Origin of the sequence: Algoriphagus jejuensis (genome assembly GCF_039523455.1) — a bacterium.
GTDB classification, from domain to species: domain Bacteria; phylum Bacteroidota; class Bacteroidia; order Cytophagales; family Cyclobacteriaceae; genus Algoriphagus; species Algoriphagus jejuensis.
Map to the genome: position 1 here is coordinate 30,740 of NZ_BAAAFI010000036.1, position 26,983 is coordinate 57,722.

Genomic DNA, 26,983 nt, shown 5'->3' on the forward strand with positions numbered 1-26,983 from the left:
GTCTCAATTAAGATAGCTTGTATTTCTTCTTGATTTCTTCTACAATGGAAGCCGCGTGGGCAATGCTGTTTTCGATGAAAAACTCCCGGGTATTCAGGCCTCCGCAGACCACTCCCGCGAGGTAGGCTCCCGGCACATTGGATTCTTGATTGGCTTCGTCGTAGCAGGGTTGGCGCTTTTCGTCGAGACTCAACTTGACTCCCAGTTGGTCGAGCAATCCGAAATTTGGTTTATAACCCGTCATGGCGAGTACCCAGTCATTTTCCAATGTCACCTCTCCATCCGGAGTGCTGATTACTACCTCCTTTTCCCGTATTTCCTTGACTTTGGATCGTTTGAATGCTTGGATCGAACCTTCCTTGATGCGGTTCATGATATCAGGACGCACCCAGTATTTTACGTTGTCGTCTACTTCGTCTCGTAGCAGGACCATGCTGACCTCCGCGCCTTTTCTCCAGCATTCCAGCGCTGCGTCCACTGCTGAATTCGCTCCGCCGACGACCAATATTTTTTGATTGATAAAGGGCCAGGGCTCTTTGTAGTAGTGGAGCACTTTGGGCAGGTCTTCTCCCGGCACATCCATCAGGTTGGGTAGGTCATAGAAGCCGGTCGCCAACACGATGTTTTTACTTTGGTAATCAGCTTTGGAGGTTTTGATCGAGAAAAAGTCCTCCTGTTTTTCCAGTTTTTTCACTTCTTCGTAGAGCTTGACCTTAAGCTGGTAGTGAGAATAAACCCTTCGATAATACTCCAGGGCTTCGGTTCGTGTGGGTTTGACCCCCACGGACATAAAGGGGATATTGGCCATCTCCAGCCGGTCAGAGGTCGAAAAAAAGGTCATGTTGACCGGGTAGTTGAAGATAGAATTGGTCAAGGCTCCTTTTTCTAAGATGAGGTAGTCCAAGCCTGCTTTTCCGGCTTCGATGCCACAGGCTAGGCCGATAGGTCCGCCACCGACGATGATCAGGTCGTATGTTTTTTGCATGGTTTAGGTTTGAAAGCTGAAAGAAATGTCACGATAATCTCCCGGATCCCAGCCGTAGCTTCGCTCCAGGAGCTGGGTAAACCCAGTCTTGTTTCTTAAAACAGATGTAGCAGAAACAGTTCCATAATTCGGTGCTATCCGGATCAATTGTGCCGAGAGCTGGATTTCCATCTCCGCGCCCACGCCCGTCGTTGGGAGTGACTCCAGAGGATAGGTTTGGGAGGATTTGAGGATTGCCAGCAATTCTTCGGGCTTGGCGCCATCCGGTTTTAGTCTTTCCAACTGTTGCTTTGCGAGCTCCGTCTTCGGCCAAGGAGCGTTGAGCTGCGCATTGGAAATGGCGTGGATTCCGGGTTTCACTTCTGTCGGCAGATCTCCATAGTTGCTGTAGTAAAATAGCTTGTCGCCATCCGATAGCAGTAGGTTAAATCCCTCGTAGCGGACTTTGGAGGACACGACTTCGTCGAGATAGTTTTCTGGACTGATTTCCTTTTCCAAGAAATCCAACACCAGTCTTCCTCTGCTGATTTCACCGGTCATAGGGCGGGAGAAATCCCGGTAGTTCGTCAGCAGCGCCCACTTTCCATTTGGGTGGAAGCCCATCCAAGTACCGCCTCCGCGAAGGTCTTTGCCAGCATAGAGGCCACTTTCCCAGGTATGGAGTGGAGCCGTCGGTCGATCAAAAAACTCATCCCGGTTGGCGGAGATGAGAAGGGGGAATTCCGGATGGACTTTCCAGGAAAAGGCTACTAGACACATGCCGTTAAAGGTAACTAGGACTCGGTTTTTTCCGTTTCCAGATTCCAATATTCTCCTCAATAAATTTAGAATATGGATTAAGTGTCATGAAATCAATGCTTAACAAATTTTAATACGATAATTGTCGTACTTATTTTGATATTACGATTCGCTTCGTATAACTTTGGTACGAAAGCTATCGTAAGTACTGACATGAACAAGCCAACAGAAGCGGAATTGGAAATATTGGCCCTGTTATGGGAAATGAAAGAGGCCAGCGTGAGACAGATCCATGATCGACTCGCCGCAACCAAGGAGACCGGATATACCACGACACTGAAGATCATGCAGATCATGCATGCCAAAGGGATGGTAATTCGGGATGAGCAAAACCGATCACACATTTACCGACCGACTACGAATCAAAAAGACACACAGAATTCCTTGCTGAAAAACCTGGTGAGCACCGCTTTTGGCGGTTCGTCCAAATCGCTCGTTATGCAAGCACTGGGGCAGGAAAATCCGTCGAAAGACGAAATTGATGAGATAAGAGCATTTTTAGACCAACTTGAAAACAAACCGAAATGAAAATCTTGATTGACTGGATTCCGGATAATTTGCTCCAAGCCCTGGGTTGGACATTGGTTCACTCGCTTTGGCAGCTGGTATTGATCGCATCCCTGCTTTGGGTGGTGCTCAAGATCGCTTATCGTGCTAGGCCTGCCGTGAAATATGGCTTGGCAGTTGGTGCATTGATCGTTTCTCTGATCGCATGTACCGGCACGTTCATCTATGAATATAGCCCGGTGTCAGCGACCAAATCAATGCTTTCCGTCAATGAGCTACAGCTTATCCTAGCAAATCCTTCGGTTATACAAGCGGAGTCCGGGGTCGATTCGAGTATTGGCCGAGTCGGCTTTTGGATTGAGCAAAACATCCCTTTTCTCGTTAATTTCTGGCTTTTAGGCGCACTCTTGTTTTTGCTTCGTTTGGTGAATAGCCTGTCTGAAATCAGGGGACTTCGAAAGTCATCCAGCCCGGTCACCGATTTTCAACTTCAAAAAGTCCTTTATCGATTGGCAGGCAAGATGGGGATCGATGCGGAAGTCCAGTTGCGAGTCGGCACGTTTGGAGCATCGCCTCTGACCTTTGGCACCTTCAAGCCTATCATTCTGTTCCCCGCAGCGCTGCTTTTTCAGCTCTCGCCGGATCAACTTGAAGCCATCATCGCTCACGAACTCGCCCATGTAAAGCGCAACGACTACATCATCAACCTACTTCTCTCTGGTTTAGAAGTGATCTTCTTCTTTCACCCCTGCTATTGGTGGATGAATACTACGGTCAAAGAACTCCGCGAAAATGCCGCGGACGACTTGGTTATGAGTGCCGGTGTAGAGCCTAAAACTCTCGCAACCAGCCTCGCCGAGGTGTTGAACTTTGCGAAGCAAAATCCACCCGAACTGGCCTTGGCGGCCGGGAAACAGCGAAATCCAACGCTTCAAAGAATTAAAAGGATACTTGGCTATCCTTCGCAAAACTATCCTCAAACCCCTATTATTTCTATCCCTATGCTACTTACCCTATTTCTCAGCGTCGGGCTGATGGCTAGTGCCCAGCAAGACGCCCCCCAGCAGACCGGTCCGGTTGTTTCAAAAGCACAAGTTGCTAAAGTTGAGCCTACATTTTCGGCTCTAGCATTCCAGGACACGGTCAAAAAGTCCAAAGACAACATGCCAAATACTCCGGTAGCGTTCGAGGGCAAAAACCAGATGATGTTCACCAGCGACGACGGAGAAACCTATAGAATCCAAGGAGACCTTTTGATCTCAGGTGGCGACACAGTGAAGCTCTCTCCCAAGGCTAAAGCTGCCTTGGATAATATTCAGGCTTTTGACTATCAGAATATGCCGAAACTGGACATGCCAATCGCTCCGGTTTTCCCCGCTGAATTAGCGCTAGCACCAATGCCTCTCTTTGATTTTGGAGTGGATATGCCCGTGATGGATGCAATTCCGCCAATGCCTCCGATGGATATGGCCGAGTTTAATTTTGCTCCGCAGATGGATATGGGTTTCGAATTTGATATGAATATGGAGCCATTTCCGGTATGGACTGACACGACCAAGATGACCAAGGAAGAGAGGGAGAAGTGGGCTAAGGACATGGAGTTGAAGGCTAAAGAATGGGAGACCAAATTCGAAAAGGATTTTGCCCTCAAGATCAAAGAGTTTGAATTGAAGATGGAGGAATGGCATGCTGCCAACGGGCCTAAAATGAAAGAGTTTGAAACAAAAATGGCAGAATGGGAGGCGGCAAATGGTCCAAAATTCAAGGAGTTTGAGGCAAAGATGGAAGAGTGGCAAGCCGCAAACGGCCCTAAAATGGAAGAGTTCGAGAAAAAAATGGCCGAGTGGGAAGCAGCGCAGGGTCCTAAGATGAAGGAGTTTGAGCTAAAGATGAAAGAATGGGAAGTAGCCCAACAGCCGAAAATGGAAGAGTATCAGCGTAAGATGGAGGTGTGGCAGAAAGAACACCATGCTAAAATGCAGGAATTCCAGAAACTGCTTCAGGAAGAGCTCAAAAAAGGAAATAACTAATAATTGTGTGTTGATGCATCCGAAAGACCTGCCCAAACGGGCAGGTTTTTTTGCACTAGTATAAACTCAAAATGAGATGTCGTATTGGACTCTGATTCGGGTTTCATCTTTTTGTGGGATCGAGTGATCTTGGAAGATAAAGCGGGTAAGCTCGGCGGTCAGCTTGTTTTTGTGGCCGTAGAAAAAGTAGTTGAAAGCAAGTGCAATCTCGCGTTGACGGTTTTCGGAGATACTGACATCCGGCCGGTATTGCGCATAGCGCGTAGCGACCTCAAGTTTTTTAGGCCAATAGTTCCATGCTTGGTGGACGAAATATCCTGCTTGAAGATAGAAGCCTCCCAGTTCAGTTCGCACACCGGTGGTGTTGTCCAGGATATATTTCCGGTGGATCTCTGAGGCCCAAGAGAATCCGCTGTAGTTGAAGGCGGTTTCTACTTGGAATTGGTTGACGGTGTATTGACCAGGAAGTCCATCTTCAAACCCTTCCAAATATCCCCCTCCATCTTGAGAAAATCGGGTATAGGGGCTGGTATTGGTCACTCCTGAGAGGGCAAGTATCGCTGCGGGCTTTTCGGATATATCCATATCTCCCCCTTCGAAAGGCACAGGTCGACCCAGAATATTCCATTGGAGTCGTCCAAAATACATCAGCTTGTCGTCGTCATTGTCGGTAGACCCACGTCCCGTACCAGTCAGGACGGCAACCCAATAGTCAAAATTCGCTATCCCTCCACCAGCCAGATTTCCATACACCGTGACACCTTGTTGGCGATCAACCGTGAATGGTCGGTTGATGATTGAGCGATCGACCATCTGTTGATCCCCCGAACTGATGAACCGCTCTCGGGTAAATTCAGTCTTCCACTGTCCAAACTTAAATTTCATCCATGGCCATTTCTCGATCATCACCCGGAAGTCCAGCAGGTTGCTTTGGGCAAATTCATATTCGAAATAATACTTGATCCATGGCTCGTACGCATGTCCCCCGATCTTGAGACGAGCACGATTGATCTTGAACAGCTTTGTATTGTATTCGGCAAAGTCATCGAAGGTTACTGGATTTTGGTCACCGGGCGTAGCAAATCTAAATTGCAAACGGCTGGCAAACTGAAGCAGAAACTTGTTATCTGAGGTGCTGAATTCAAACCCTTTGGAGGTATGCCGAATTTTGGATTCCTTAGCTGTTGTGTCTTGTTTTTCTTGGCTGATCGCCCTTTGAGAAACGCTAAACAGGAATAGAAAGAGACAGAGGAGTTTATTCATTTTTAAGACAAAAAATGTTTTTTTAAATATAGAGAAGACGTAGGATTTTAGCCCGAAAATGGACGTGTAATACATAATTGGGGTATAGCCTTGTTGGAAGCTAAATGCGAATCTAAGCTCTATGTTATCATGGATTTTTTGCTAGTGTCCGGCCTTTTTTTGACCTGTTTTGGGAAGAGGTTTCAGTCCTGATAGATGGATTCACTCCGGTGGATATAGGTGGGATATGGCAATGAATTTTCAATTCGGATCATTTTTATGGGAAATTGCCCCACTTTTTCTGGATGTAAGTCTTAAGCCAGCTTACTTCATCCTTTTCTTTTGTTAAAAACCCATTTTTTGCTTCAAATACAGGCTTTTTCAATGTCAAATAGCTTCGATTAACCCGTTGAAAATCAAGAAAAATTTCTCCGAATTTTTAAGAAATCTATTGGGATGGATGATTCTTTTGGCTACTTTTAATTCAAAGTGGCAAAAAGTGGGAGAAAGTGGATGGAAGTGGGATTCATTTTCTTACTTTTGTCTTTACCGTAAACGCTATTTAACCGAGTCCAAATTATGTTCAACAGTCAGTACGAATGCAAGCTAGATCCCAAGGGGCGTCTGGTGTTGCCCTCCAAGATTAAGGGGGCAATTCCTGAGGCCAATGGTTCTGTGCTTATGCTTCAGAAGGCTGCTGATAGATGCTTGAAGCTCTATCCGATGGTGGAATTTCGAAAATTGGAAAGTAAGATCAACGCGCTTTCGGATTTCAATGAAGAGACTCGCCGATTGAAACGGTCTTTTTTCACCCGGATCACAGAGGTAGAGTTAGATGGAACGGGGCGTTTTTTGATACCAAAAACTTTCCAGGAACATGCTGGACTGGAAAAGGACGTGGTGCTCATTGGCTATGGTAGTCAGATCGAAATCTGGAGCGCGGAGCGGTTGGATGATTCTGCCATCCTGACCGACGCCGAGTTGTCACAACAGATGGAAAAACATCTCTCATAAAAGCCATGACAGAGTCAGCGTACCATATTCCAGTGATGCTCGCCCAATGCACTGAAGGCTTGGCTATAGATCCCAACGGCGTCTATGTCGATGTGACTTTCGGCGGCGGCGGACATTCAAGAGAGATCTTGAAGCATCTGGATCAAGGGCATCTTTACGGATTTGACCAGGACGAAGATGCGCTTGCAAACGTGCCGCAGGATGAGCGCTTCACAATCGTGCAGGCCAACTTTCGGGATATCAAACGCTATCTCAGACTACACGGGGTGAAGCAGGTCGATGGGATATTGGCTGATTTGGGCATTTCCTCGCATCAGATTGACGAGCCGACTAGAGGGTTTTCGACTCGATTCAGCGGCAAGCTGGACATGCGGATGAATCAATCTGCGGAGATCAGTGCCAAAGAAGTGTTGAATACCTACGATGAGGGAGCGCTTCACAAGATTCTAGGAATGTATGGAGAAGTGAAGAATGCCAAAACGCTCGCTCAGGCGATTGTCTCCGAGCGCGGAAGCAGGCCTTTCGAAACGACGGAAGGATTCACGGCTTTTCTGAAAAATTACGCTCCCCGGGGCAAAGATTTCAAATACTACGCGCAGGTCTTTCAGGCCTTGAGAATAGACGTGAACGACGAAATGGGTGCTTTGGAGGAAATGCTCCTGAGCGCAATCGAATTGCTGAAACCAGGAGGAAGATTGGTGGTGATGAGCTACCACAGCCTGGAAGATCGACTGGTGAAAAGTCTGATCGCCAAGGGCAAGTTTCAAGGCGAAGTAGAGAAGGATTTCTACGGAAACCTGATCCGGCCTTTGGAGCCGGTGTCAAGAGGGGCGATCGTTGCCGATGAGGCAGAGATTGCCGCCAACCCAAGAGCTAGAAGTGCCAAGTTGAGAATCGCAGTAAAAGCAGGCGAATGAGTCAAAATACCTTTAAGAAAAAGCTGAAGGCCGGAAGCGCTCCAACAGGAGAGTCGACGAAGACGCTGTTCACTTGGATCGAAGAGAAGCTCGATGTCAAAGGGATTCTGGGTGAAGGTGTGCCGGTGCAATTAGTGCCGCCTGTGGGTTTTGTGGTGATACTGGCACTGATCTACATCTTCAGCAATCACCGCGCTGAAAGCATGACCCGCAAAATCGAGAAAGCCCAGCAGGAAGTAGAGGACCTGCGTGCCGATGTTACTACCCTGGAGGCAGAATACATGCAAAGCAGCATGCAATCCGAAGTGGCCAAGCGAGTTGCGAAGCTCGATATCTATGAATTGAACCAACCGCCGATCAAAATCGAGGTAGAAAAGTGAATATAAAACGCTCCATAGTGCTCCGTGTAAGGGTGGTCTTCATCCTGGTTGCTTTGGTTGCCTGCGCTATCCCTTACAAGATTGCTGTAGTACAACTGAAGGAAGGAGACAAATGGCGCGCAAAAGCGGAGCAGATCAACTTTCAGTTTCGTGAGGTTCCCGCTACACGGGGTAATATCTATGCAACAGACGGTAGCCTTTTGGCAACCAGTTTGCCTTTTTATCGGGTGGCGATCGATCCGACCATGGCCAAGGACGCCAAGTTCAAGACTGGCATCGACTCGCTTTCCAAGCAACTTTCTATTTTCTACAAAGACAAATCTGCGACGGCCTACAAGCGGATGATCCAAGATGCGAGAGGAGACAAGAAGCGCTACCTAGTGCTTAATAGAAAGCAGATCGGCTATCAAGATATGCAGAAAATGACTTCTTGGCCGATCTTCAGAGACGGTCGATTGGGTGGAGGAGTGATCTTCGAAAAAGTCGAAAAGCGCTACCGGCCTTTCAACTCCCTGGCGAGTCGTACTGTCGGTTTTTTGAATGAAGACGACTACGGAGCCGGAATCGAATACAGCTTCAACAATTACCTAAAAGGAACAGACGGGAAGGCGCTATTCCAACGATTGGCAGGCGGAAGCTGGAAACCGGTTTTTGACGCTGAAGACATCAAGCCTGACAACGGCTACGACGTCTTTACCACCTTGGACGTGAATATCCAGGACGTGGCCGAGACTGCACTCCGAAGACAACTGACCGATCGGGACGCAGCGTTCGGTTCGGTGATCGTGATGGAGGTGAAGACTGGCCACATCAAGGCCATGTCCAACCTTCAGCGCAACAAAAGCGGTGTTGGTTACTCCGAAAGCTACAATTACGCTGTTGGCGACATCGGAAATACAGAGCCGGGCTCGACGTTCAAACTGCTCTCGATGTTGGCGCTTTTGGAAGAAAACAAAATCAGTCTGAATGACAAGGTCGAGGCCGGAAACGGAGCACATAGATTCTACAATCAGACCATGTACGATGCCAAAAATGGCGGTTTCGGTACAATCACGATACGGGAGGCATTTGAGAAATCTTCCAACGTCGCGATCTCCAAGCTGGTGGATCAGCACTTTGGCTCCAGCCCGTCAAAATTCATGGCATACATGGACAAGGTTGGATTTGCAGAGCCTTTCGGTCTTCAGTTAGCAGGAGAGGGCAGGCCTTTTTTCAAAAAACCTGGGGCGAAAACCTGGTATGGTACCTCGCTCCCATGGATTTCCATCGGATATGAATCCAAGCTCAATCCCATCCATACACTTGCTTTTTACAATGCAGTGGCAAATAATGGGGTGATGTTGAAGCCACTTATAGTCAAAGCGGTCGGAAAAGGAAATATGTATGTGGAGACCTATGAACCTCAGGTTTTGCGTAAGCGAATCGCCTCTGAAAAAACCGTCAAGCAGCTTCAAGAGCTTCTAGAAGGTGTGGTTACCAAAGGAACCGCCAAGAATATTCGAAATGATAACTACAGCATTGCTGGTAAAACCGGTACCGCTCAGAAGATTGTAAACGGCAAATACACCGAGACGTACTACACGAGTTTTGCAGGCTATTTCCCTGCAGATCGCCCCAAGTACAGCATGATCGTGGTGATCGACAGTCCCAAAGGCTTCGCCGCTTATGGGGGTGATGTATCTGCGCCGGTTTTCAAGGAAATAGCCGATCGCATCTATGCCCTGGACATGGAACTCAATCCGGTGGATCAGTCCAAGATTTTCCAAGCAGAAAATATGGACGATAAGATGCCTGTAATCAACGCTGGAAAGGGCGAAGAGCTGCAGGGGATTTTTGAAACGCTTGGACTCAAAGTCGATAGCCCATCTGGCGAAGATTGGGTCATGCCGGCAAAGATTGCAGAGAAATTTGCTTTGAAATTGAATAACACCGAGATGCCGGTCGTCCCCGATGTCTCGGGAATGCCGCTAAGGGATGCGCTTTTTGTTCTTGAAAATAAAGGGCTGAAAGTGATCTATAAGGGGAAAGGGCGTGTACTCCAGCAATCTATGGCGCCGGGGACGCTGCTCGGAAAAAATGGAACGATTAACCTCGTGTTAGGATAAATGAAAGTGCTTAAGGACATCTTATACAAAGTATCGCTGACCTCGACCATGGGTGACATGGAGCGAGCCGTGAGTGGTATTGTCTTTGACAGCAGAAAGGTGGAAGACGGAAGTGCCTTCGTTGCTATTGCCGGGACGCAGGTGGATGGGCATGAATTCATCTCCACGGCTATCGAAAAAGGTGCGACCACGATCATCTGCGAAACGCTTCCAGCGTCTCTCGTTTCAGCGATCACCTACGTGCAGGTAGCGAATTCTGCCAAAGCATTGGGTATCATGGCTGCCAATTTCTTCGACAATCCCTCGGATCAGATCAAAGTGGTAGCGATCACCGGCACCAACGGCAAGACGACCACTGTGACACTTTTGCACCAGCTGTACGTGGCCATGGGCTACAGCGCGGGTTTGCTATCCACGGTGGAAAATAAGATCAACGAGACGGTGATTCCGGCTACGCATACCACTCCGGATGCGGTGAGTGTCCAGGCTTTGCTTCGTAAAATGGTGGACGAAGGCTGTACCCATTGCTTCATGGAGGCGAGCTCGCATGCGATTGTGCAGGAGCGAATCGCCGGGTTGAAACTTGCAGGAGCAGTTTTTACCAACATCACACATGACCATCTCGACTACCACGGCACTTTTGACGAATATATTAAAGCTAAGAAAAAACTCTTCGACGAGCTTCCGAAAAATGCCTTCGCGCTGATCAACGGCGACGATAAGCGTGGACTCGTGATGCTTCAAAACTGCAAAGCAACTCATCAGACTTTTGCCCTCAAATCCTCAGCTGACTTCAAAGGCAAGATCATCTCCAATACCCTCGAAGGACTCGAACTGGAGATCAACAACAAGCTCATCTGGTTCCGAATGATCGGAGCGTTCAACGCCTACAATCTTCTGGGGGTCCTTGGAGCCGCCGTGCTTTTGGGTGAAGAGGAAGACGAGGTCCTCCGCACGCTTTCTGGCATCCGTGGAGCAAAAGGACGCTTTGACCGGATCGCCATCGGTGGGATTATCGCCATCGTCGATTACGCCCATACACCGGATGCGCTGGACAATGTCCTCAAAACCATCAATGGTGTCCGCACCGGAAACGAACAACTGATCACCGTGGTCGGCTGTGGCGGAAACCGTGACAAAACCAAGCGTCCTGTCATGGCCAAGATAGCCGTGGCTGAAAGCACTAAAGTGATTTTCACCTCGGATAATCCCCGTTTCGAAGACCCGATGGATATTCTTAGGGATATGCAGGCGGGGATTAGTCTGACCGAAACCAGAAAGACCCTTACGATTGAGGATCGGCGGGAAGCGATCAAGACTGCCGTGATGTTTTCCCAAAAAGGCGACATCATCCTGATCGCGGGCAAAGGGCACGAAGACTACCAGGAGATCAAAGGGGTGAAACACCATTTTGACGATGCCGAGGTAGTGACTGAGATCTTAGAACAAATGACTAAAAACTGATATGCTTTATCCCATTTTTGACTACCTAGATCGAGTGCTGGACATCCCGGGAACGGGTGTGTTTCGCTACATCTCGTTCCGAGCGGGGATGGCGGCAGTTTTTTCGCTGATCATTACCATCACTTTTGGACAGAATATCATCGCCTGGATCCGCAAAAAGCAGATCGGAGAAACCGTCCGTGATCTGGGCCTGGATGGACAGACGCAGAAGAAGGGCACTCCGACGATGGGTGGCCTGATGATGATCGCAGCGATCCTGATTCCTACGCTTCTTTTTGCCAATCTCAACAACGTCTACATTCTCCTTTTGCTCATCACCACCGTCTGGTTGGGGGCGATCGGCTTCTTGGACGACTACATCAAGGTTTTTCGCAAAAACAAAGAAGGACTTGCCGGCAGATTTAAGATTGTCGGCCAGGTCGGAATCGGAATCATCGTTGGCGCTACGCTCTACTACAACGATGACGTAGTCATTCGGGAGTTTTCCACACCTGTATCCATAGAGGAAGGCGTGGTCGAAACGCCTTCTTTCCAGGATGTCAAAGCGCTGAAGACCACCATTCCTTTTTTGAAAAACAACGAACTGGACTACGAGCGTTTGCTGGGTTTTCTGGGTGAATCCATGGTGCCGGTATTATACATCTTAGTGGCGATCTTCATCATCACTGCGGTGTCCAATGGTGCAAATATTACCGATGGCATTGACGGCTTGGCGGCGGGAACCTCGGCCATCATTGGGTTGGCGATTGCCATCTTCGCCTACCTAAGCGGCAACGCGATCTTCTCCCAATACCTGAACATCATGTATATCCCCAACTCGGGAGAGTTGGTGATTTTCGCCTCCGCTTTTATTGGTGCTTGCATTGGATTCCTTTGGTACAATGCCTATCCGGCACAGGTCTTCATGGGCGACACGGGTTCTCTGATGCTGGGAGGAGTGATAGCAGTGTTGGCATTGACGCTTCGCAAAGAGCTACTCATCCCGATCATGTGCGGGATCTTCGTCATCGAAAACGTAAGTGTGATGCTCCAAGTGAGCTATTTCAAATACACCAGAAAAAAATACGGCGAGGGCAGAAGGATCTTCTTGATGTCGCCGCTACACCACCATTACCAGAAAAAAGGAATCCCTGAAGCCAAGATCGTTACCCGGTTTTGGATTGTGGGAATTCTGCTGGCAGTCATCAGCTTGGCCACTTTGAAACTGAGATAAAAAATGAAATCGAGCATGTCGGAAAAACGACTTTATGGAATAAAACTCAAGCATGAGATCCATGTGACCTTTAAAAACCGATCATAACCTTATGAAACAGATCGCCATCCTAGGAGCCGGAGAAAGTGGATTGGGAGCAGCTATGCTCGCAAGACGGGAAGGCTATGGGGTTTGGGTTTCTGATTTGGGTCTTATTTCTGAGGAAAGGAAAAACACGCTCCAGGTATTTGGGATCGACTTCGAAGAAGGTGGGCATGACGAGGCAAGGATCCTCGCTTGTGATCTGATCATCAAGAGTCCGGGTATCCCGGACAAAGCCCCTCTGGTAACGTCTGCGATGGCACAGGGTATTCCCGTGATTGATGAGTTGGAATTTGCCTATCAGTTCAGTACGGGTAAGGTAATCGCCATTTCCGGAACTAACGGGAAAACGACTACTACGCTTTTGACCTATCACTTGCTCAAAGAAGCGGGGTACGATGTCGGCTTGGCCGGAAATGTCGGTAAAAGCTGGGCTGGCCAGTTGGTGCAGCGTGACCACGACTGGTGGGTGATTGAGGTTTCGAGTTTTCAGATCGACGGTTTTCAGGCTTTCAGGCCGGAGATAGCGATTCTGACCAATATCACGCCCGATCACTTGGATCGGTACGAGTATCGGATTGAGAATTACATCCTTTCGAAGATGAGTCTGTTCAAAAACATGACTGATCAGCAAAAGGGTATCGTCTATCTGGAAGATCCCCTGACGCAAAAAGGGTTTGAGTTGAAGAAACTAAAGCCTGAATTTCATTGGGTATCGCTGGCAGAGCGGCAACGAAAAGGCGGCTTTAGCAATGGAGATAGCCTTGAGATTTCAGCTGCTGGGGAGTTTTTCACAATTCCAGTTTCAGCGCTTTCGATCAAAGGGAAGCACAATGTACTGAATGCACTTTGCGCAGGCACAGCCGCAGTGCTGGCAGGTCTGACGGAGGAGCAGCTGAACGCTGGATTTGGGACTTTCAAAAATGCTCCGCACCGCATGGAGCTGATCCGGGAAGTAGGCGGTGTTCGCTTTGTCAACGACAGCAAGGGCACCAATGTAGAAGCGACTTTCTATGCCTTAGGGAGCTTTACTGATCCGATGATCTGGATTGCCGGGGGCGTGGACAAGGGCAATGACTATTCGGTTTTGAATGGGCTGGTGGATGCCGGCAAAGTAAAAGTTCTCATTTGCCTGGGCAAAAACAATGAGAAGTTGAAGAAGGCTTTCTCAGGAATCATCTCAGAAATTAAAGAAACTCAGGACATCCGCGAAGCGGTAAGCTGGGGGAATGAATTGGCTGAAAGCGGAGAAGTGGTCTTGCTTTCACCAGCATGCGCCAGCTTCGATTTATTCAAGAATTATGAAGATCGCGGGGAGCAATTTAGCGCGGCGGTCTTGGAATTAAATGAAAAACAACAAGCATGACAGCGGTAAAAGCATGGATAGACGAGAATTTTAAGGGCGATCCCATCATCTGGGCGATCGTGATCTTGCTGTCTATGTTCAGCATCATGGTCGTGTATTCCGCTACCGGGACGCTGGCCTACAAGACCGCCGGCGGCAATACTGAGCTGTACCTGTTCCGTCATTCCTTCTTGGTTTTCCTCTCGCTTTTTGTGATGTGGCTTGCGCACAAGATGCCGTACCGAAAATATGCGCTTTATGCCCGTCTGTTTATGTATTTGTCTATTCCGCTGTTGTTGTTCACCTACATGTTTGGCTCCAATATCAATGAAGCCAATCGCTGGCTAACCATCCCGGTGATCAATCAAGCCTTCCAACCTTCCGATTTGGCCAAGCTTTCCCTGATCGCAGCCTTGGCGGCTATGTTGGCCAAGGGTCAAAGTAACATCAAGGATTTTACAGGGACTTTCCTTCCAATCATCTTGGCAATCGGCGTGATCTGCGGTCTGATTGGCCTCGCCAATATGTCCACCGCGATCCTCTTGTTGGTTACCTGCTTGCTGATCATGTTTATTGGCCGAGTACCGGTGAAATTCCTGGGGCTGGTCGTAATGGTTGGTATAATGGGGCTTACGATGGCGGTATTGGTAGGTCAAAGAGGAAATACTTTCACGTCACGGATCGAGACGTTTTGGGAATCCAAGGAGGACGACAGCAAGATCCCTTTTCAAGCGGAACAATCCTATATCGCGATTGCTACGGGTGGGATTTCCGGTAAAGGACCCGGCAATAGCGAACAGCGAAATTCCCTACCGCACCCATATTCGGATTTTATCTATGCGATAATTATCGAAGAGTATGGCATGGTCGGCGGCGCCACGGTTCTGTTCCTTTACCTCGCTTTGCTCTATCGCGGCATGCGCATCGTCGCCAATTCCAATAAGGCCTTCGGGGGATTACTTTCCGCAGGTTTGAGTTTTGCCCTGGTCATTCAGGCGATGGTTAATATGGCCGTCGCGGTCGGATTGGGGCCGATTACCGGGTTGCCACTTCCGCTCTTGAGCATGGGAGGGACGTCCTTGGTGTTCACCGGAACTGCTTTGGGGATTATCCTGAGCGTGAGCAGGGGAGATCACTCGGACGAGGTGATTACAGCCGTACCGGAAGTGACTAGAACTAATAACAGATTGAGGACAGCATAAACCCAAAATACCATTAACACCAAGTCAACATATCGAATTCTCATCAGTGGTGGTGGCACCGGCGGACACATCTATCCCGCTATTGCCATTGCCAATGCCTGGATGGAAAAACATCCTGACAGTGAGATTTTGTTTGTGGGTGCCTTGGGAAAGATGGAGATGCAAAAAGTACCGGAAGCAGGCTATCAAATCAAAGGACTGCCAGTTGCCGGATTGCAGCGCAGCTTGACGGTAGACAACCTGAGCTTTCCTTTTAAGCTGTTGAAAAGCCTGAGCATTGCTTCGGGGATCGTGAAGGATTTCCGCCCGGATGCCGTCGTCGGTGTCGGTGGATATGCCAGTGGACCTGTGCTTTATACTGCGCAAAAGAAAAGAATCCCAACCCTCGTGCAGGAGCAAAACTCCTATGCAGGCTTGACCAATAAACTGTTGGCCAAAAGAGCCAAAACAATCTGCGTGGCCTATCCCGAGATGGACAGATTTTTCCCCGCGGAAAAAATCCAGCTCACCGGCAATCCCGTGAGAAAGGACATCCTGGACTTGTCAGGCAAGCAAGAGAAGGCATTCGAGCATTTTGGATTAACCTCAGGCCGAAAGACGATCCTGGTTTTGGGAGGCTCTTTGGGAGCCAGAACACTGAATCAAGCGGTGCTGAAAGACATGAAAAAACTCGAAGCAGGCGGCTATCAGGTGCTTTGGCAGTGTGGAAAATTTTACTTCAAGGAAATGCAAGCCCAACTCGAGCAATCCGGTCTGAAGCACATTCAGTTGCGGGAATTCATCCGCGAGATGGACTTGGCTTATGCAGCCGCAGATGTGATCGTGTCGAGAGCCGGAGCTTTGTCGGTATCCGAACTCAGCCTGGTTGGGAAGCCGGTGATTTTCATCCCCTCTCCAAACGTGGCCGAGGATCACCAAACCAAAAACGCCATGGCTTATGTGAACCACAAGGCAGCTTTGCTGCTTCGGGATTACGAGGCCGTAGGGCAATTGAAGAGCAAGATCGAAGAACTGGTGCAAACGCCGGAATTGGCAGGTGCACTTGGAAAAAATATGAAGGAATTGGCAAAGCCCGATGCGGCTGATGCTATTGTGAACGAACTGGAAAAACTGGTCAAATGACATTCAAAGGTATAAATAAGGTCTACTTCCTCGGAATCGGCGGCATTGGTATGAGTGCCTTGGCGCGATGGTTCCGACACGAGGGCTATCCTGTTGCGGGATACGACAAGACCCCATCGCCTTTGACCGAGGAGCTGGAGAAGGAAGGCATGATGATCAGCTTTCAGGATTCGACCGTGGAGATCCCGTTTGATTTCACCACCAACCCCGATGAGGTTTTGGTGGTCTGGACTCCGGCAATTCCGAAGGAAAGTGTGCTGTTGAATTTCTTTCAGGCGCATTATCCCCTCAAAAAGCGCTCGGAAGTTTTGGGGATGATTACTAAGGAATACCACACGATAGCGGTGGCAGGCACGCACGGAAAGACGAGCACTTCCGCCTTGGTCGCTCACCTGCTGAAATCAGCAGGTAAGCCGGTCGCGGCATTCTTGGGCGGGATCACTCAGAACTATAACAGCAACTTGATTTTGCCAGGCAAGTCCAAGGAGCCTACCCTTGTGGTAGTAGAAGCGGATGAGTTTGACCGATCGTTCCTGCGGCTTTTTCCGAACGAAGCCGTCGTCACCAGTGCCGATCCAGATCACTTGGACATCTATGGCGATGAGTCATCCATCTTGGACGGATTTAGGGATTTTGTGAAGCTTTTGGACAAGAAAGGAAAACTCTACATCCAATCCCACGCCTGGTACCGCATGGGAGAGGGGCTGGACATTCCTGCGGCGATCAGAGAATATGGCCTAAGATCGTCTGGTATTCACGCCGACAATATCATCGCCAAGCCGGGCATATTTCTGTTTGACTACATGGGATTGAAGGTGCAGATCAAAGGTCTGGAGCTGCACATTCCTGGTTTTCACAATGTTGAAAATGCCTTGGCAGCCATCGCCATTGCCGTGGATCATGGTGTCACCGAGGAGCAGGTCCGAGCGGGCGTCAAGTCCTTTCGTGGGGTAAAGCGTCGTTTCGAGATTCATTCATCTGTGCCGGGCCACATCTACATAGACGACTACGCCCACCATCCGGAAGAAATCAAGGCTTGTCTCAGCTCAGTTAGGGCTATGTATCCAACACAGCGACTAACGGTGGTATTTCAGCCGCATCTGTTCTCACGGACGAGAGATTTTGCAGCTGGATTTTCCGAAAGCCTCTCGCTCGCCGATGAGGTCGTTCTTCTGGACATTTATCCCGCACGAGAGAAACCCATAGAAGGGGTGAACTCAGCAATGCTGCTGGACGGCATCCATACGGGGAAGAAAATAATGATGGAAAAAGCAAAGGTGATGGATTACCTGAAGGAATCGCAGCCTGAGGTTTTGGTGACTATGGGTGCGGGAGATATTGACCGCCTGGTGCCGGGTATCGCGGCTTGGATGAATTCGAGGACAAAACCCGATGAAGCATGAAAAGGACAAAATTGAAGAAAGCGCTCGGATTTGTGACCCTTTGCCTGGTATTGGTCGGGTTTATAGGTTTTGTGGAAAAGCAGGCCCAGCATAAATCTTTTGGTGGTTTGGAGATCGATCTAGAGGCTGTAAGCGGGGTATATTTTGTAGAGGAAAAGGAGATTGAGGAGATCATCTATGCGGCTTTTCCAATCTTGAAAGCTGGGCTTCCGGTTACGGAGATCCCCTTGTCAGCGGTGGAAAAAAGACTTGCCGGCCATCCTTTTATTAAAGCGGTACAGGCTTCAATTGGACATAAAGGCATCTTGGAAGTGACTATAAAGCAGCACGAGCCGATTGCTAGGATCGCGAGACCCTTGGGAGCGGATGGCTACATCACCATGGAAGGTCTGATCATTCCGACTTCACCTACCTATACCAGCCGTGTGCTGATTCTGGAGGGCGACTATGCGGAGAAATTGATGGATCAGGGAAGTGTGGATGAGATGCCGGAGCTGATGCCCTTGATTCACTTTGTGACAGAAGATGAGTTTTGGAGTGCGCAGGTGACTGAGTTGGAGATCAACAAAAAAGACGACATCCGCCTGCATCAGCAGGTCGGAAAACAGGTGATCGAGCTGGGAGATGCGCTTGATATTGAGAGCAAGTTCAGAAGGATCGAAGTGCTCTACAAAGAGATATTACCAAGAAAAGGTTGGAATGCTTACGAGCGGATCAGCGTAAAATTTAAGAATCAAATTGTTTGTGAATAATAGCAAGGGTATGGAAAACGACAATCTTATCGTAGGACTGGACATAGGAACCACGAAAATATGCGCAATCATCGGCCGCAAGAATGAATTCGGCAAGCTCGAAGTTCTCGGAATGGGAAAAGCGGTGTCAGATGGGGTGGAGCGTGGCATCGTGACCAATATCGAAAAGACTGTTCATGCGATCCAGAAAGCCGTGGATGATTGCTCGGAAATGGCTGACGTAGATATTGTTGACGTAATCGTCGGGATCGCGGGACAGCATATCCAGAGCAAGATCATGCATGGTAGCATCATGCGTACACCTACGGAAGATGAGATCACGGTGGAGGACGTCCGCAGGCTTTCCTCCGATATGCGCAACATCGTCGTTCCCCCGGGCAACAGTATTATCCATGTGATGCCGCAGGACTATACAGTGGACTACGAGGGAGGAATCAAAGATCCCGTCGGTATGGCTGGCACGCGTCTGGAGGCGGATTTTCATATCATCACGGCACAGACTACGGCGATCCATAACATCAACAAATGCGTCAGAAAAGCAAGCTTGGAGTCCAAACAGCTGATCTTGGAGCCGCTGGCAAGCTCGCTTTCCGTCCTCAGTGATGAGGAAAAAGAGGCAGGAGTTTGTCTGGTGGACATCGGTGGTGGCACGACCGACATTGCGATTTTCTACGAAAATATCATCCGCCACACAGCAGTCATCCCCTTGGGAGGAAATATCATCACCTCCGATATCAAGGATGGATGCATGTTGATGCAGAACCAAGCAGAGATGCTTAAAACCAAATTTGGAAAGGCAATCAAAGAGGAAGCAAGTCCAAATGAAATCGTCTCGATTCCGGGGTTGCGAAACAGATCTCCAAAAGAGATCTCCCTCCGCAACCTGGCCTCGATCATTCAGGCCAGAATGGAGGAAATCATCGAGATCGTTCAAAATGAAATCATGCAAAGCGGCTATTACAAAAAGCTGGCGGGAGGAATCGTCCTGACTGGCGGAGGTTCGCAATTGCAGTTCATTTCTCAGCTGTTTGAATATACCACGGGACTCGACACACGCATTGGTCACCCCAACGAGCACCTCGGCAAGACGGTGATCGAGGAGGTGAAAAGCCCGATGTATGCTACCTCCGTCGGTCTGGTATTGGCAGGCTTCAAAGCCTTGGATGACCGCGAGGAAATCTACCGAAAGAAAAAAGAGGCCAAAGAGGCACTTCCCAAGAATATGGTCAAGCGGGAGGCTATCGCAACTAGTTTCTTTAAAAGTATCACAGAGCGTCTGAAGACAATTATCTCAGACGATATCGGAGAAGAATATTAGCACTAGAACTTATGATCAGGGAGATACTAAGCGCAGGATTCCATTTCTTTTTTTCACCCTTTTTAAAAAAAACAACCAAAGAATATTTCACCAAACTAAATAATATGTCAGATAACATGAAAGATTACAGATTTGACCTCCCAAAAAATCAGAAATCAATTATCAAGGTAATTGGTGTAGGAGGCGGCGGCAGCAACGCCGTAAACCACATGTATGGCCAAGGCATCAAAGATGTTGAGTTTGTCGTGGTCAACACAGACGCACAAGCATTGAAGTCCAGTCCAGTGCCCTTGAGGTTGCAACTCGGTGCCAACCTGACCGAAGGTCTGGGGGCAGGAGCCAATCCCGAGCAAGGCAGAAATGCTGCGATCGAATCGGAACAGGAAATCCGCGAATTGTTGGCCGATAATACCAAGATGGTATTCATTACCGCAGGAATGGGTGGTGGCACCGGTACCGGCGCAGCACCGGTCGTCGCTCGAATCGCCAAAGAACTGAACATCCTGACCGTCGGCATCGTGACGGCTCCGTTCATGTTTGAGGGCAAAAAGAAAATGAACGTGGCACAGCAAGGAATCGAATCCCTTCGCGAAAATTGCGATACGGTGCTCGTGATCCTCAATGACAAGCTGAGAGAAATCTATGGTAACCTCGCTATCCGTACCGCTTTCAGCAAAGCTGACAACATCCTGAGCACCGCAGCCAAATCCATCGCCGAAATCATCACCATCCATCAGGATGTCAACGTCGATTTCGAAGATGTGAAGACCGTCATGAAAGACGCTGGAGCTGCCGTAATGGGCTCTGCTACTGAGGACGGCGAAGGCCGGGCAATCCGTGCCGCCGGTGCAGCGATCTCTTCTCCATTGCTCAATAATGTGGACATCAAAGGGGCGCAAAAAATCCTCCTTTCGATCATGTCGGGAGAGGATGAGGAGCTGTCAATGGACGAACTCAGTGAGATCACCGAGTACATTCAAGAAAAGGCCGGTGACAATGCTGAAGTGATCTTCGGTCAGGGCATCGATCCTGAATTGGGCAAAGCCATACGCGTAACTGTCATTGCTACAGGGTTCGAAATGGACAAACTAACTGACAAGCCTAGAAACAGAGAGCATGCTGCTCCGGTTTCTGCATTTGCCAATCCCGTAGCGAGCAAGAAAGGTATTACTCCGGAAGTGGTCAAAACGGTAATTAACCTTGATTCAGGCAAGAGCGAGCAAGTGAAAGAGGAGCCGATTGCAGGTGGATCTACCTTTACGTTTAGCTTTCCAAAATCTCCTGTCCCAACTCCAGTCAAGCCGATAGCAGAAGAGAAAGAGGAGCAGGAAGTCGAGTTTACAGCAGCGGTGAAGGAAGTAGAAGCGCCGGAGCCAGTAGCTGAAGAACCAAAGCCTGAAAAGATCGTGTTCCATCTCGATGACGAGCCGGGTAAAAAGCCAGTGCCTAGAGAAGCTGAACCGGTGCAGCCTGCATTTGCCAACGATTTCTACGAGCAGATGAAGCAAAAAGCGATTCAGCGCGCGCACGAGCGGTTTGAAAAACTGAAAGGAACACGTACGATCAACCCAAGCCCAGAGGATCTCAAGGAAAAAATGAGCGTGCCTGCGTATCAGCGTAAGAATGTTGTTCTCAATGAGCCACAGCACAGTTCGGAAACTGCGGTCAGCAAGTATAATCTGAACGACGAGAATGAGATTCTAGGCAACAACAGATTTCTGCATGATAATGTGGACTAAGTCCTAAAATTCAAGCAGCATGTCTGCCTGGGTATGTAGCAAGTCCACATACAGCCTGTTGGTGAGCAGGTTATCTGACATATTTTGCTCTATTTTAGCAAGCTTCGGCTTGAGAGCGAGGACGTGCATACCCAGATAATGGAAGATGTCGGTGAGGTGGCTCAAAGCGATGCCACCCCCGCCTATTCCAGATGATATTCCCACCAAAGCACATTTTTTGTTCCGGAAGGTATTCGGATAAGTCATTCCGTCTATGAAGGATTTTAGGATGCCCGGAAAGGATCCATTGTATTCCGGCACGATGAAGACAAACTTTGTCCCGGCTTTTACTTTGCTGTGAAAGGCGTTGTAGCCTTCATTTCTTCCGTTGTTTTCGTAGAGTGCTGTTTCGATGAAATCTGCTGGCAAATGCTCCAGCTCCAAAATCTCTGATTCGGCACCTCGGGCGACGAGCACCTCCTGATAGAGCAGAGCTATGACTTTCGAGAGGGAGTTTTTCCGGTTTGTGCCTACGATGATTTTGATCATGGGAGTATTTTTTCTTTTTCCTATACAAGCAAGCCCATCGAAAAGTTCTACGCCAGAACCAATCTTATATCTTTAGCCTAAAATCAAATATAAGCTATGGACTACCTCAAGCAAATTCTGGATGCAGCTTCATTTATCCAAAAGTTACATCCTTCAGCCGTTCCCATTGGGATTATTTTGGGCACAGGACTGGGCAATTTGGGCGATCAGATCGAGGTCGAGCTAGAGATTGACTACAAGGATATTCCACATTTTCCACTTTCCACGGTGGAAAGCCACTCCGGAAAATTGATTTTCGGCACCCTCTCGGGAAAGAAAGTAGTCGCAATGAAAGGCAGATTCCACTACTACGAGGGCTACTCCATGAAGGAAGTGACCTTGCCGGTGCGTGTGATGAAAAAGCTCGGAGTGGAGACTCTGATTGTAAGCAATGCCTGTGGTGGCTTGAATCCGACGCAGGAAGTGGGCGAGGTGATGATCATCAATGATCATATCAATATGTTTTCAGAAAATCCCCTCAGAGGCATAAACTATGAGGAGTTGGGGCCGAGATTCCCGGACATGAGTGATACGTATTCTTTGGACTTGATCGAAAAAGCGCTGACAATAGCTGATACGCATGGGCTTAAAATACACAGCGGAGTGTATGTGGGAGTTGAAGGGCCTAATCTGGAGACGCCCGCCGAATACAAGTACTTTAGGATCATCGGAGGGGATGTGGTGGGGATGAGCACCGTGCCAGAGGTGTTGGTGGCCAGGCATTCCGGCATGGAGGTCTTTGGGATCTCTGCGATCACTGATCTGGGTGTCGAAGGAAGGATTCACAAAGTAGCGTTGTCCGATGTACTTGCCGCAGCTGCCAAAGCCGAACCAGCGATGAGTTTGATTATCCGGGAGTTGGTGAAAGGATTGTAGGGGCTGAAATTTGCGGCTTTCTGAAGGGTTGAATTTTGGGAGAATTGGGGATTTGTGATCTCCACCACCTGCTTTTTTGAGGTCTTCGTTTCTCTCGATAACTTGACTCTTTCTTTCCCGCTCTATTTTCTGAATGGAATAGTAGAGTTTAGAATATTTCGTAGTTTGGAAGGATATGAAGCGAATTGCCCTGTTTGCATTCTTTTTGAGTTGTCACCTGGCCGTTTATTCCCAAACCGATTCTCTTTCTTTTTCCTTCGGAAAAAAAGACGGAGCACATCCCAAGACTTACATACTGACCGGTAAAATTACAGCCAAAGAAAGTGGAGAGCCGCTTCAGGGAGTTGGCGTTCATGTCGACGGTTTGTTTACCGGAGTCAGCACAGACCGCTTTGGGACGTATTTTTTACAGGTCGCCCCGGGAGAGCATCGGGTTGTCTTTCGTCATGTTTCCAATGTTCCGATTTTTACGACAATCCTACTTTATGAAAACGGCGTGGTCAACCTGGCGATGGTCGAGAAATCCTACGAACTCGAGGGGGTGGTTGTCCTGTCCGAAGAGCCGGATCGGAATGTGCGCAACCCCATCACCGGAGTTACCAAGTTGACGACGACGGAGCTGCGGGCCATTCCCGCCTTTCTCGGCGAGGCAGACATCTTCAAAGGGCTGCAACTTTTACCGGGTGTGAGCTCGGTCGGCGAAGGGACATCTGGGATTAATGTCCGAGGTGCCAAAGCCGACCAAAATCTGCTCCTGATGAACGAAGCGCTGGTGCTCAGTTCCAACCATGCGCTCGGCTTTCTCTCCGGATTCAATACCGACGTGACGGAGATCTTCACGCTGTACAAGGGGAATCTGCCTGCAAACTTTGGAGGAAGAGCTGGATCGGCGCTGAATATCCTGATGCGCCCAGGCAGCAAAGAAAGTTGGCAGGGCCAAGTCGGCCTAGGGACCTCCAATGCGAAAATTCTCCTCGAAGGTCCCGTGGTGACTGACAAAGTTTCGCTGATCCTGGGAGGGCGCCTGTCCAATGTGAACTGGCTGCTGGGGCAAGCTCGGGATTTGGACGTTCAAAACAGCAGGCTGAACTTCTACGACGGGTACATCGGCCTCAGCTGGGATCTTGGCAAAGGGCAGGTGCTCGAAGCGAATACCTTGGTCACTGGTGATGAGTTCCAGTTTGCGGACCAGTTTGGCTACGATTGGGCGAATCGAATCAGCTCATTGAAGTACAAAGGAGTCGTGTCGGAAAATATTTCTGTCAGTGCCCTAGTCGCTGACGGCAATTTTGACAATGCCTTTTTTGATCCGGAAGGAGTCGATGCTGCGCGGGTAGAAAATGGCATGCGCTATCAACAGGGTAAGTTTTCTGCGGTTTGGGCGGATGATATCCTTGCTTTGACCGCCGGTGTGGAAGGAGTCTACTATAAGGGGAAGCCTGAGCAAATGCTGCCGTTTGACGAGGCTTCTGGAGTTGAGCAAGTTCAGGTGGGCAAGGAGCGTGGAATCGAGTTTTCTGGATTTCTGACCATGGAGTATGAGTTGGGAAAAAACACCGGCTTCGTGGCAGGATTGCGCTACTCGACTTACTCCCAACTCGCACCCGACACGGTGTACCAATACAAGGAAAATGCCCCAATCAGCGCAGATGAGATCATCGGGGAGAAGGTTTATTCCTCTGGAAAAATAAAATCCTACTCCGGTCTAGAGCCAAGGTTTTCCTTGCGTCAAAACCTAAATCCCACACTTTCGGTCAAGCTGAGCTATGCCCGGCTTTTTCAATACATTCAGTCCATCTCCAATACGTTTGGTCCGACACCGATTGACCTTTGGCAGCTGAGCACCACCTACATCCCGCCTCAGCGGTCTGATAATTTTTCCCTCGGGATATTCAAAAATTCGAAGGACAACAGCTGGGAATATTCCATCGATGCCTTTTACCGAACGAGCCAAAACCAGGTTGAGTACCGTGATTTTGCGCAAATCTTCCTGAATCCACACATGGAAACCGAGCTGGTTTTTGGGCAGGGAGAAGCGTACGGCGCTGAGTTTTTGATCAAGAAAAATCTTGGAAAAGTGACCGGCTGGCTGGCTTACACCTATTCACGGTCTTTTTTTACTTCGGAAAGCATGTTTGAAGACGAGCAAATCAACGGCAACGAACAGTTTCCCTCTAACTACGACAAGCCTCATGAGGTCAACTTCATCCTGAGTCGCAAGATGTATCCGCGAGGGTTATTTAACCTCGCTGTCAATTACTCCACCGGCAGGCCCGTCAGTGCGGTCAATGCCTCTTATATTTTGAATGGAGGTCTGGTGGTGCCCGATTACTCTTCGCGAAATAAATATCGAATCCCGGATTATTTTCGAGTGGATATTTCCTACACGGTAGAGAAGGTCTTTTCCAAGAAAGGAGACAGTCTGAATTTTGGTATTTATAATTTATTTGGGAGGAAAAATGCCTATTCGGTTTTTTGGAAAAAAGATGGAGATTCCCAGCAGTTGAGACCGTATCGACTGGCGATTTTGGGTTCGATTTTTCCTTCTATTTCATACAGCATTCAGTTTGGAGGTGACAATGACTAAGCGAAAAATCACAGGTTTATTTATCGTGTTATTGGCGTTCAATTCCTGTGTGGAGCAGATTGATTTCAAGCTCGACAAGGCAGAAAACGAGCGGCTGATTGTGTCCGGACTCCTGACCGATCTGGATGAGCCGCAGATCGTGTACTTGTCCCTGACGACATCGATTGACCGCGAACCCTTGCTTGTTGATGGCAATTACACGCTGGACGACAAGCCAAGACCATTTCCAGCAGCCCAGGTTAAACTGGTGGATGAGACTACCGGAAGCACGTGGTACTACCAACAGCCCAATCCAGGGGTATATGTACTGGAGGGCTTTCGGCACGAGTCGCCCGATGCCCGGTACTATTTGGAGGTATCGTCAGGAGGCTGGGACTTTAGGTCGGTGCCACAGGCTATCCCTGAAGTGATTGGTTCCGATGAATTGAGTTTTTCCTTTGAGCGGACCCGCTCAGAGGACAATCCCGATGCGGCGCAAGTGGTGATTCGAACTGAAGCAACGCTACCGGATCAGGTGGGGGACTACTACCTGCGCTGGATGGTGGATAATGCGTACTACTGGGATCTGACTTTTTTCCCAAATCCTTTTAACACTCCTCCGCCTCCCTGTGTGGTTTTCGGCTTCCCCGAACCGGAGCGGATCACTCTGGTAAATGGAGACTTGCTCGACGCTCCTGGCACCAAAATCACCCAAATCGTCGCCAAAAAGCTGGTAGATCAGTCCTTTCTCAGTCGTCACTACTTTAACGTCCGACAACTGAGCATCTCCAAAGATGCCTACGAATATTGGAGACGAGTCCGCGAAATCGTGAACAACACCGGGTCAGTCTTTGACACGCCCCCCGCTCCAATCAAGGGCAATATGTACAGCGTCAATGACCCCGATGAGGTGGTGCTGGGCTATTTTGAAGTGTCCAAAGCCAAAATGACCCGCATTTACACGACCTTGGCGGATGTGCCGTACTATTTGGAAAAAATCTGTGAATATCAACCCGGCAAAGCCCGAGATCAATACGATCCCACTTGCCTGACCTGCGGAGCCTTTCCCAACAGCGTGATGTATTTTCCCAGTTGGTGGTTTGATCAGTAAGAAGGGATTGAAAGATTGGAAGGTCGAAAATTGGCGGGGTCAAAGGTCGTCCGGTAGTTTCCCTAGCTAATCATGATTCGACATTCGGTGTTCGATATTCAATTGCGATGCGAATCAGTCAAAAAGACCTGGGGGCAGAGCATTCATTTTCCGCATATGCACAAAAAAACCTCACCAATCCTGATGAGGTTTTCTATAGTCTCTTGTCTAACGTCCAAACCTTACTTTTTGGCTCCCATATAATCC

At 48.9% G+C, this 26,983-nt stretch carries 22 protein-coding genes; 18 read left to right on the forward strand and 4 right to left on the reverse strand.

The window, feature by feature from the left end:
• Window positions 1-7: 7 nt before the first annotated feature.
• Both ABD031_RS14690 and ABD031_RS14695 read right to left on the reverse strand, forming a co-directional pair.
• The gene (locus ABD031_RS14690; protein ID WP_343852784.1) at window positions 8-985 is read right to left on the reverse strand and encodes a YpdA family putative bacillithiol disulfide reductase; all 978 of its coding nucleotides are present in this window, start codon (window positions 983-985) and stop codon (window positions 8-10) included.
• A gap of 3 nt (window positions 986-988) precedes the next feature.
• Window positions 989-1,744 carry an NRDE family protein gene (locus tag ABD031_RS14695; RefSeq protein ID WP_343852786.1) on the reverse strand — a complete coding sequence of 252 codons (756 nt, stop codon included), beginning with the start codon at window positions 1,742-1,744 and terminating at the stop codon, window positions 989-991.
• Between the two features lie 192 nt (window positions 1,745-1,936).
• Between ABD031_RS14695 and ABD031_RS14700 the strand changes: the two genes are divergently transcribed.
• Window positions 1,937-2,311, forward strand: a complete 375-nt coding sequence (locus ABD031_RS14700; protein ID WP_343852787.1) for a BlaI/MecI/CopY family transcriptional regulator — start codon at window positions 1,937-1,939, stop codon at window positions 2,309-2,311.
• Window positions 2,308-4,320: a M56 family metallopeptidase gene (locus ABD031_RS14705; protein WP_343852789.1), complete on the forward strand. Its 2,013-nt coding sequence runs from the start codon at window positions 2,308-2,310 to the stop codon at window positions 4,318-4,320. Before ABD031_RS14700 ends, ABD031_RS14705 begins: the two co-directional genes overlap by 4 nt.
• Before the next feature lie 66 nt (window positions 4,321-4,386).
• Here ABD031_RS14705 and ABD031_RS14710 read toward each other — a convergent pair whose 3' ends face one another.
• A complete protein-coding gene (locus ABD031_RS14710) occupies window positions 4,387-5,583 on the reverse strand; it encodes an OprO/OprP family phosphate-selective porin (protein ID WP_343852791.1) in 1,197 nt (398 codons plus the stop codon).
• Window positions 5,584-6,141: 558 nt separating this feature from the next.
• Here ABD031_RS14710 and mraZ point away from each other — a divergent pair.
• From mraZ to ftsZ, 13 genes are all read left to right on the forward strand, one after another.
• Entirely contained in the window at window positions 6,142-6,576 is a 435-nt protein-coding gene (gene mraZ / locus ABD031_RS14715) for a division/cell wall cluster transcriptional repressor MraZ (RefSeq protein ID WP_343852793.1), read from the forward strand.
• A 5-nt stretch (window positions 6,577-6,581) separates the two neighbouring features.
• Window positions 6,582-7,493 (forward strand): 16S rRNA (cytosine(1402)-N(4))-methyltransferase RsmH, encoded by a 912-nt coding sequence (gene rsmH, locus ABD031_RS14720; RefSeq protein ID WP_343852795.1) that lies wholly within the window; start codon window positions 6,582-6,584, stop codon window positions 7,491-7,493.
• Window positions 7,490-7,873: an FtsL-like putative cell division protein gene (locus ABD031_RS14725; RefSeq protein ID WP_343852797.1), complete on the forward strand. Its 384-nt coding sequence runs from the start codon at window positions 7,490-7,492 to the stop codon at window positions 7,871-7,873. The genes rsmH and ABD031_RS14725 overlap by 4 nt, the downstream gene beginning before the upstream one ends.
• A complete protein-coding gene (locus ABD031_RS14730) occupies window positions 7,870-9,978 on the forward strand; it encodes a penicillin-binding protein (protein WP_343852798.1) in 2,109 nt (702 codons plus the stop codon). The genes ABD031_RS14725 and ABD031_RS14730 overlap by 4 nt, the downstream gene beginning before the upstream one ends.
• The gene (locus ABD031_RS14735; RefSeq protein WP_343852800.1) at window positions 9,979-11,442 is read left to right on the forward strand and encodes a UDP-N-acetylmuramoyl-L-alanyl-D-glutamate--2,6-diaminopimelate ligase; all 1,464 of its coding nucleotides are present in this window, start codon (window positions 9,979-9,981) and stop codon (window positions 11,440-11,442) included.
• A gap of 1 nt (window position 11,443) precedes the next feature.
• Window positions 11,444-12,655: a phospho-N-acetylmuramoyl-pentapeptide-transferase gene (mraY, locus tag ABD031_RS14740; RefSeq protein WP_343852802.1), complete on the forward strand. Its 1,212-nt coding sequence runs from the start codon at window positions 11,444-11,446 to the stop codon at window positions 12,653-12,655.
• A 91-nt stretch (window positions 12,656-12,746) separates the two neighbouring features.
• Window positions 12,747-14,102, forward strand: a complete 1,356-nt coding sequence (gene murD, locus ABD031_RS14745) for a UDP-N-acetylmuramoyl-L-alanine--D-glutamate ligase (protein WP_343852804.1) — start codon at window positions 12,747-12,749, stop codon at window positions 14,100-14,102.
• Entirely contained in the window at window positions 14,099-15,283 is a 1,185-nt protein-coding gene (locus ABD031_RS14750; protein ID WP_343852806.1) for an FtsW/RodA/SpoVE family cell cycle protein, read from the forward strand. Before murD ends, ABD031_RS14750 begins: the two co-directional genes overlap by 4 nt.
• Window positions 15,284-15,295: 12 nt before the next feature.
• Window positions 15,296-16,405, forward strand: a complete 1,110-nt coding sequence (gene murG, locus ABD031_RS14755) for an undecaprenyldiphospho-muramoylpentapeptide beta-N-acetylglucosaminyltransferase (protein ID WP_343852826.1) — start codon at window positions 15,296-15,298, stop codon at window positions 16,403-16,405.
• Window positions 16,402-17,808 (forward strand): UDP-N-acetylmuramate--L-alanine ligase, encoded by a 1,407-nt coding sequence (gene murC / locus ABD031_RS14760; protein WP_343852808.1) that lies wholly within the window; start codon window positions 16,402-16,404, stop codon window positions 17,806-17,808. Before murG ends, murC begins: the two co-directional genes overlap by 4 nt.
• Window positions 17,805-18,560, forward strand: coding sequence for a cell division protein FtsQ/DivIB (locus ABD031_RS14765; protein WP_343852809.1), 756 nt, complete (start codon window positions 17,805-17,807; stop codon window positions 18,558-18,560). Before murC ends, ABD031_RS14765 begins: the two co-directional genes overlap by 4 nt.
• Before the next feature lie 10 nt (window positions 18,561-18,570).
• Window positions 18,571-19,878 carry a cell division protein FtsA gene (gene ftsA, locus ABD031_RS14770; RefSeq protein ID WP_343852811.1) on the forward strand — a complete coding sequence of 436 codons (1,308 nt, stop codon included), beginning with the start codon at window positions 18,571-18,573 and terminating at the stop codon, window positions 19,876-19,878.
• 116 nt (window positions 19,879-19,994) lie between these two features.
• A complete protein-coding gene (gene ftsZ, locus ABD031_RS14775) occupies window positions 19,995-21,617 on the forward strand; it encodes a cell division protein FtsZ (protein WP_343852813.1) in 1,623 nt (540 codons plus the stop codon).
• A gap of 3 nt (window positions 21,618-21,620) precedes the next feature.
• Here ftsZ and ABD031_RS14780 read toward each other — a convergent pair whose 3' ends face one another.
• Window positions 21,621-22,145 (reverse strand): NADPH-dependent FMN reductase, encoded by a 525-nt coding sequence (locus ABD031_RS14780; protein WP_343852815.1) that lies wholly within the window; start codon window positions 22,143-22,145, stop codon window positions 21,621-21,623.
• A gap of 96 nt (window positions 22,146-22,241) precedes the next feature.
• Between ABD031_RS14780 and ABD031_RS14785 the strand changes: the two genes are divergently transcribed.
• The 3 genes from ABD031_RS14785 to ABD031_RS14795 all read left to right on the forward strand — a co-directional run bounded on the left by ABD031_RS14785 (window position 22,242) and on the right by ABD031_RS14795 (window position 26,737).
• Window positions 22,242-23,060 carry a purine-nucleoside phosphorylase gene (locus ABD031_RS14785; RefSeq protein ID WP_343852817.1) on the forward strand — a complete coding sequence of 273 codons (819 nt, stop codon included), beginning with the start codon at window positions 22,242-22,244 and terminating at the stop codon, window positions 23,058-23,060.
• A 175-nt stretch (window positions 23,061-23,235) separates the two neighbouring features.
• Complete coding sequence (locus ABD031_RS14790; RefSeq protein WP_343852819.1) at window positions 23,236-25,647, forward strand: TonB-dependent receptor; 2,412 nt, start codon at window positions 23,236-23,238, stop codon at window positions 25,645-25,647.
• Window positions 25,640-26,737 carry a DUF4249 family protein gene (locus ABD031_RS14795; RefSeq protein ID WP_343852821.1) on the forward strand — a complete coding sequence of 366 codons (1,098 nt, stop codon included), beginning with the start codon at window positions 25,640-25,642 and terminating at the stop codon, window positions 26,735-26,737. Before ABD031_RS14790 ends, ABD031_RS14795 begins: the two co-directional genes overlap by 8 nt.
• Window positions 26,738-26,983: the final 246 nt, after the last annotated feature.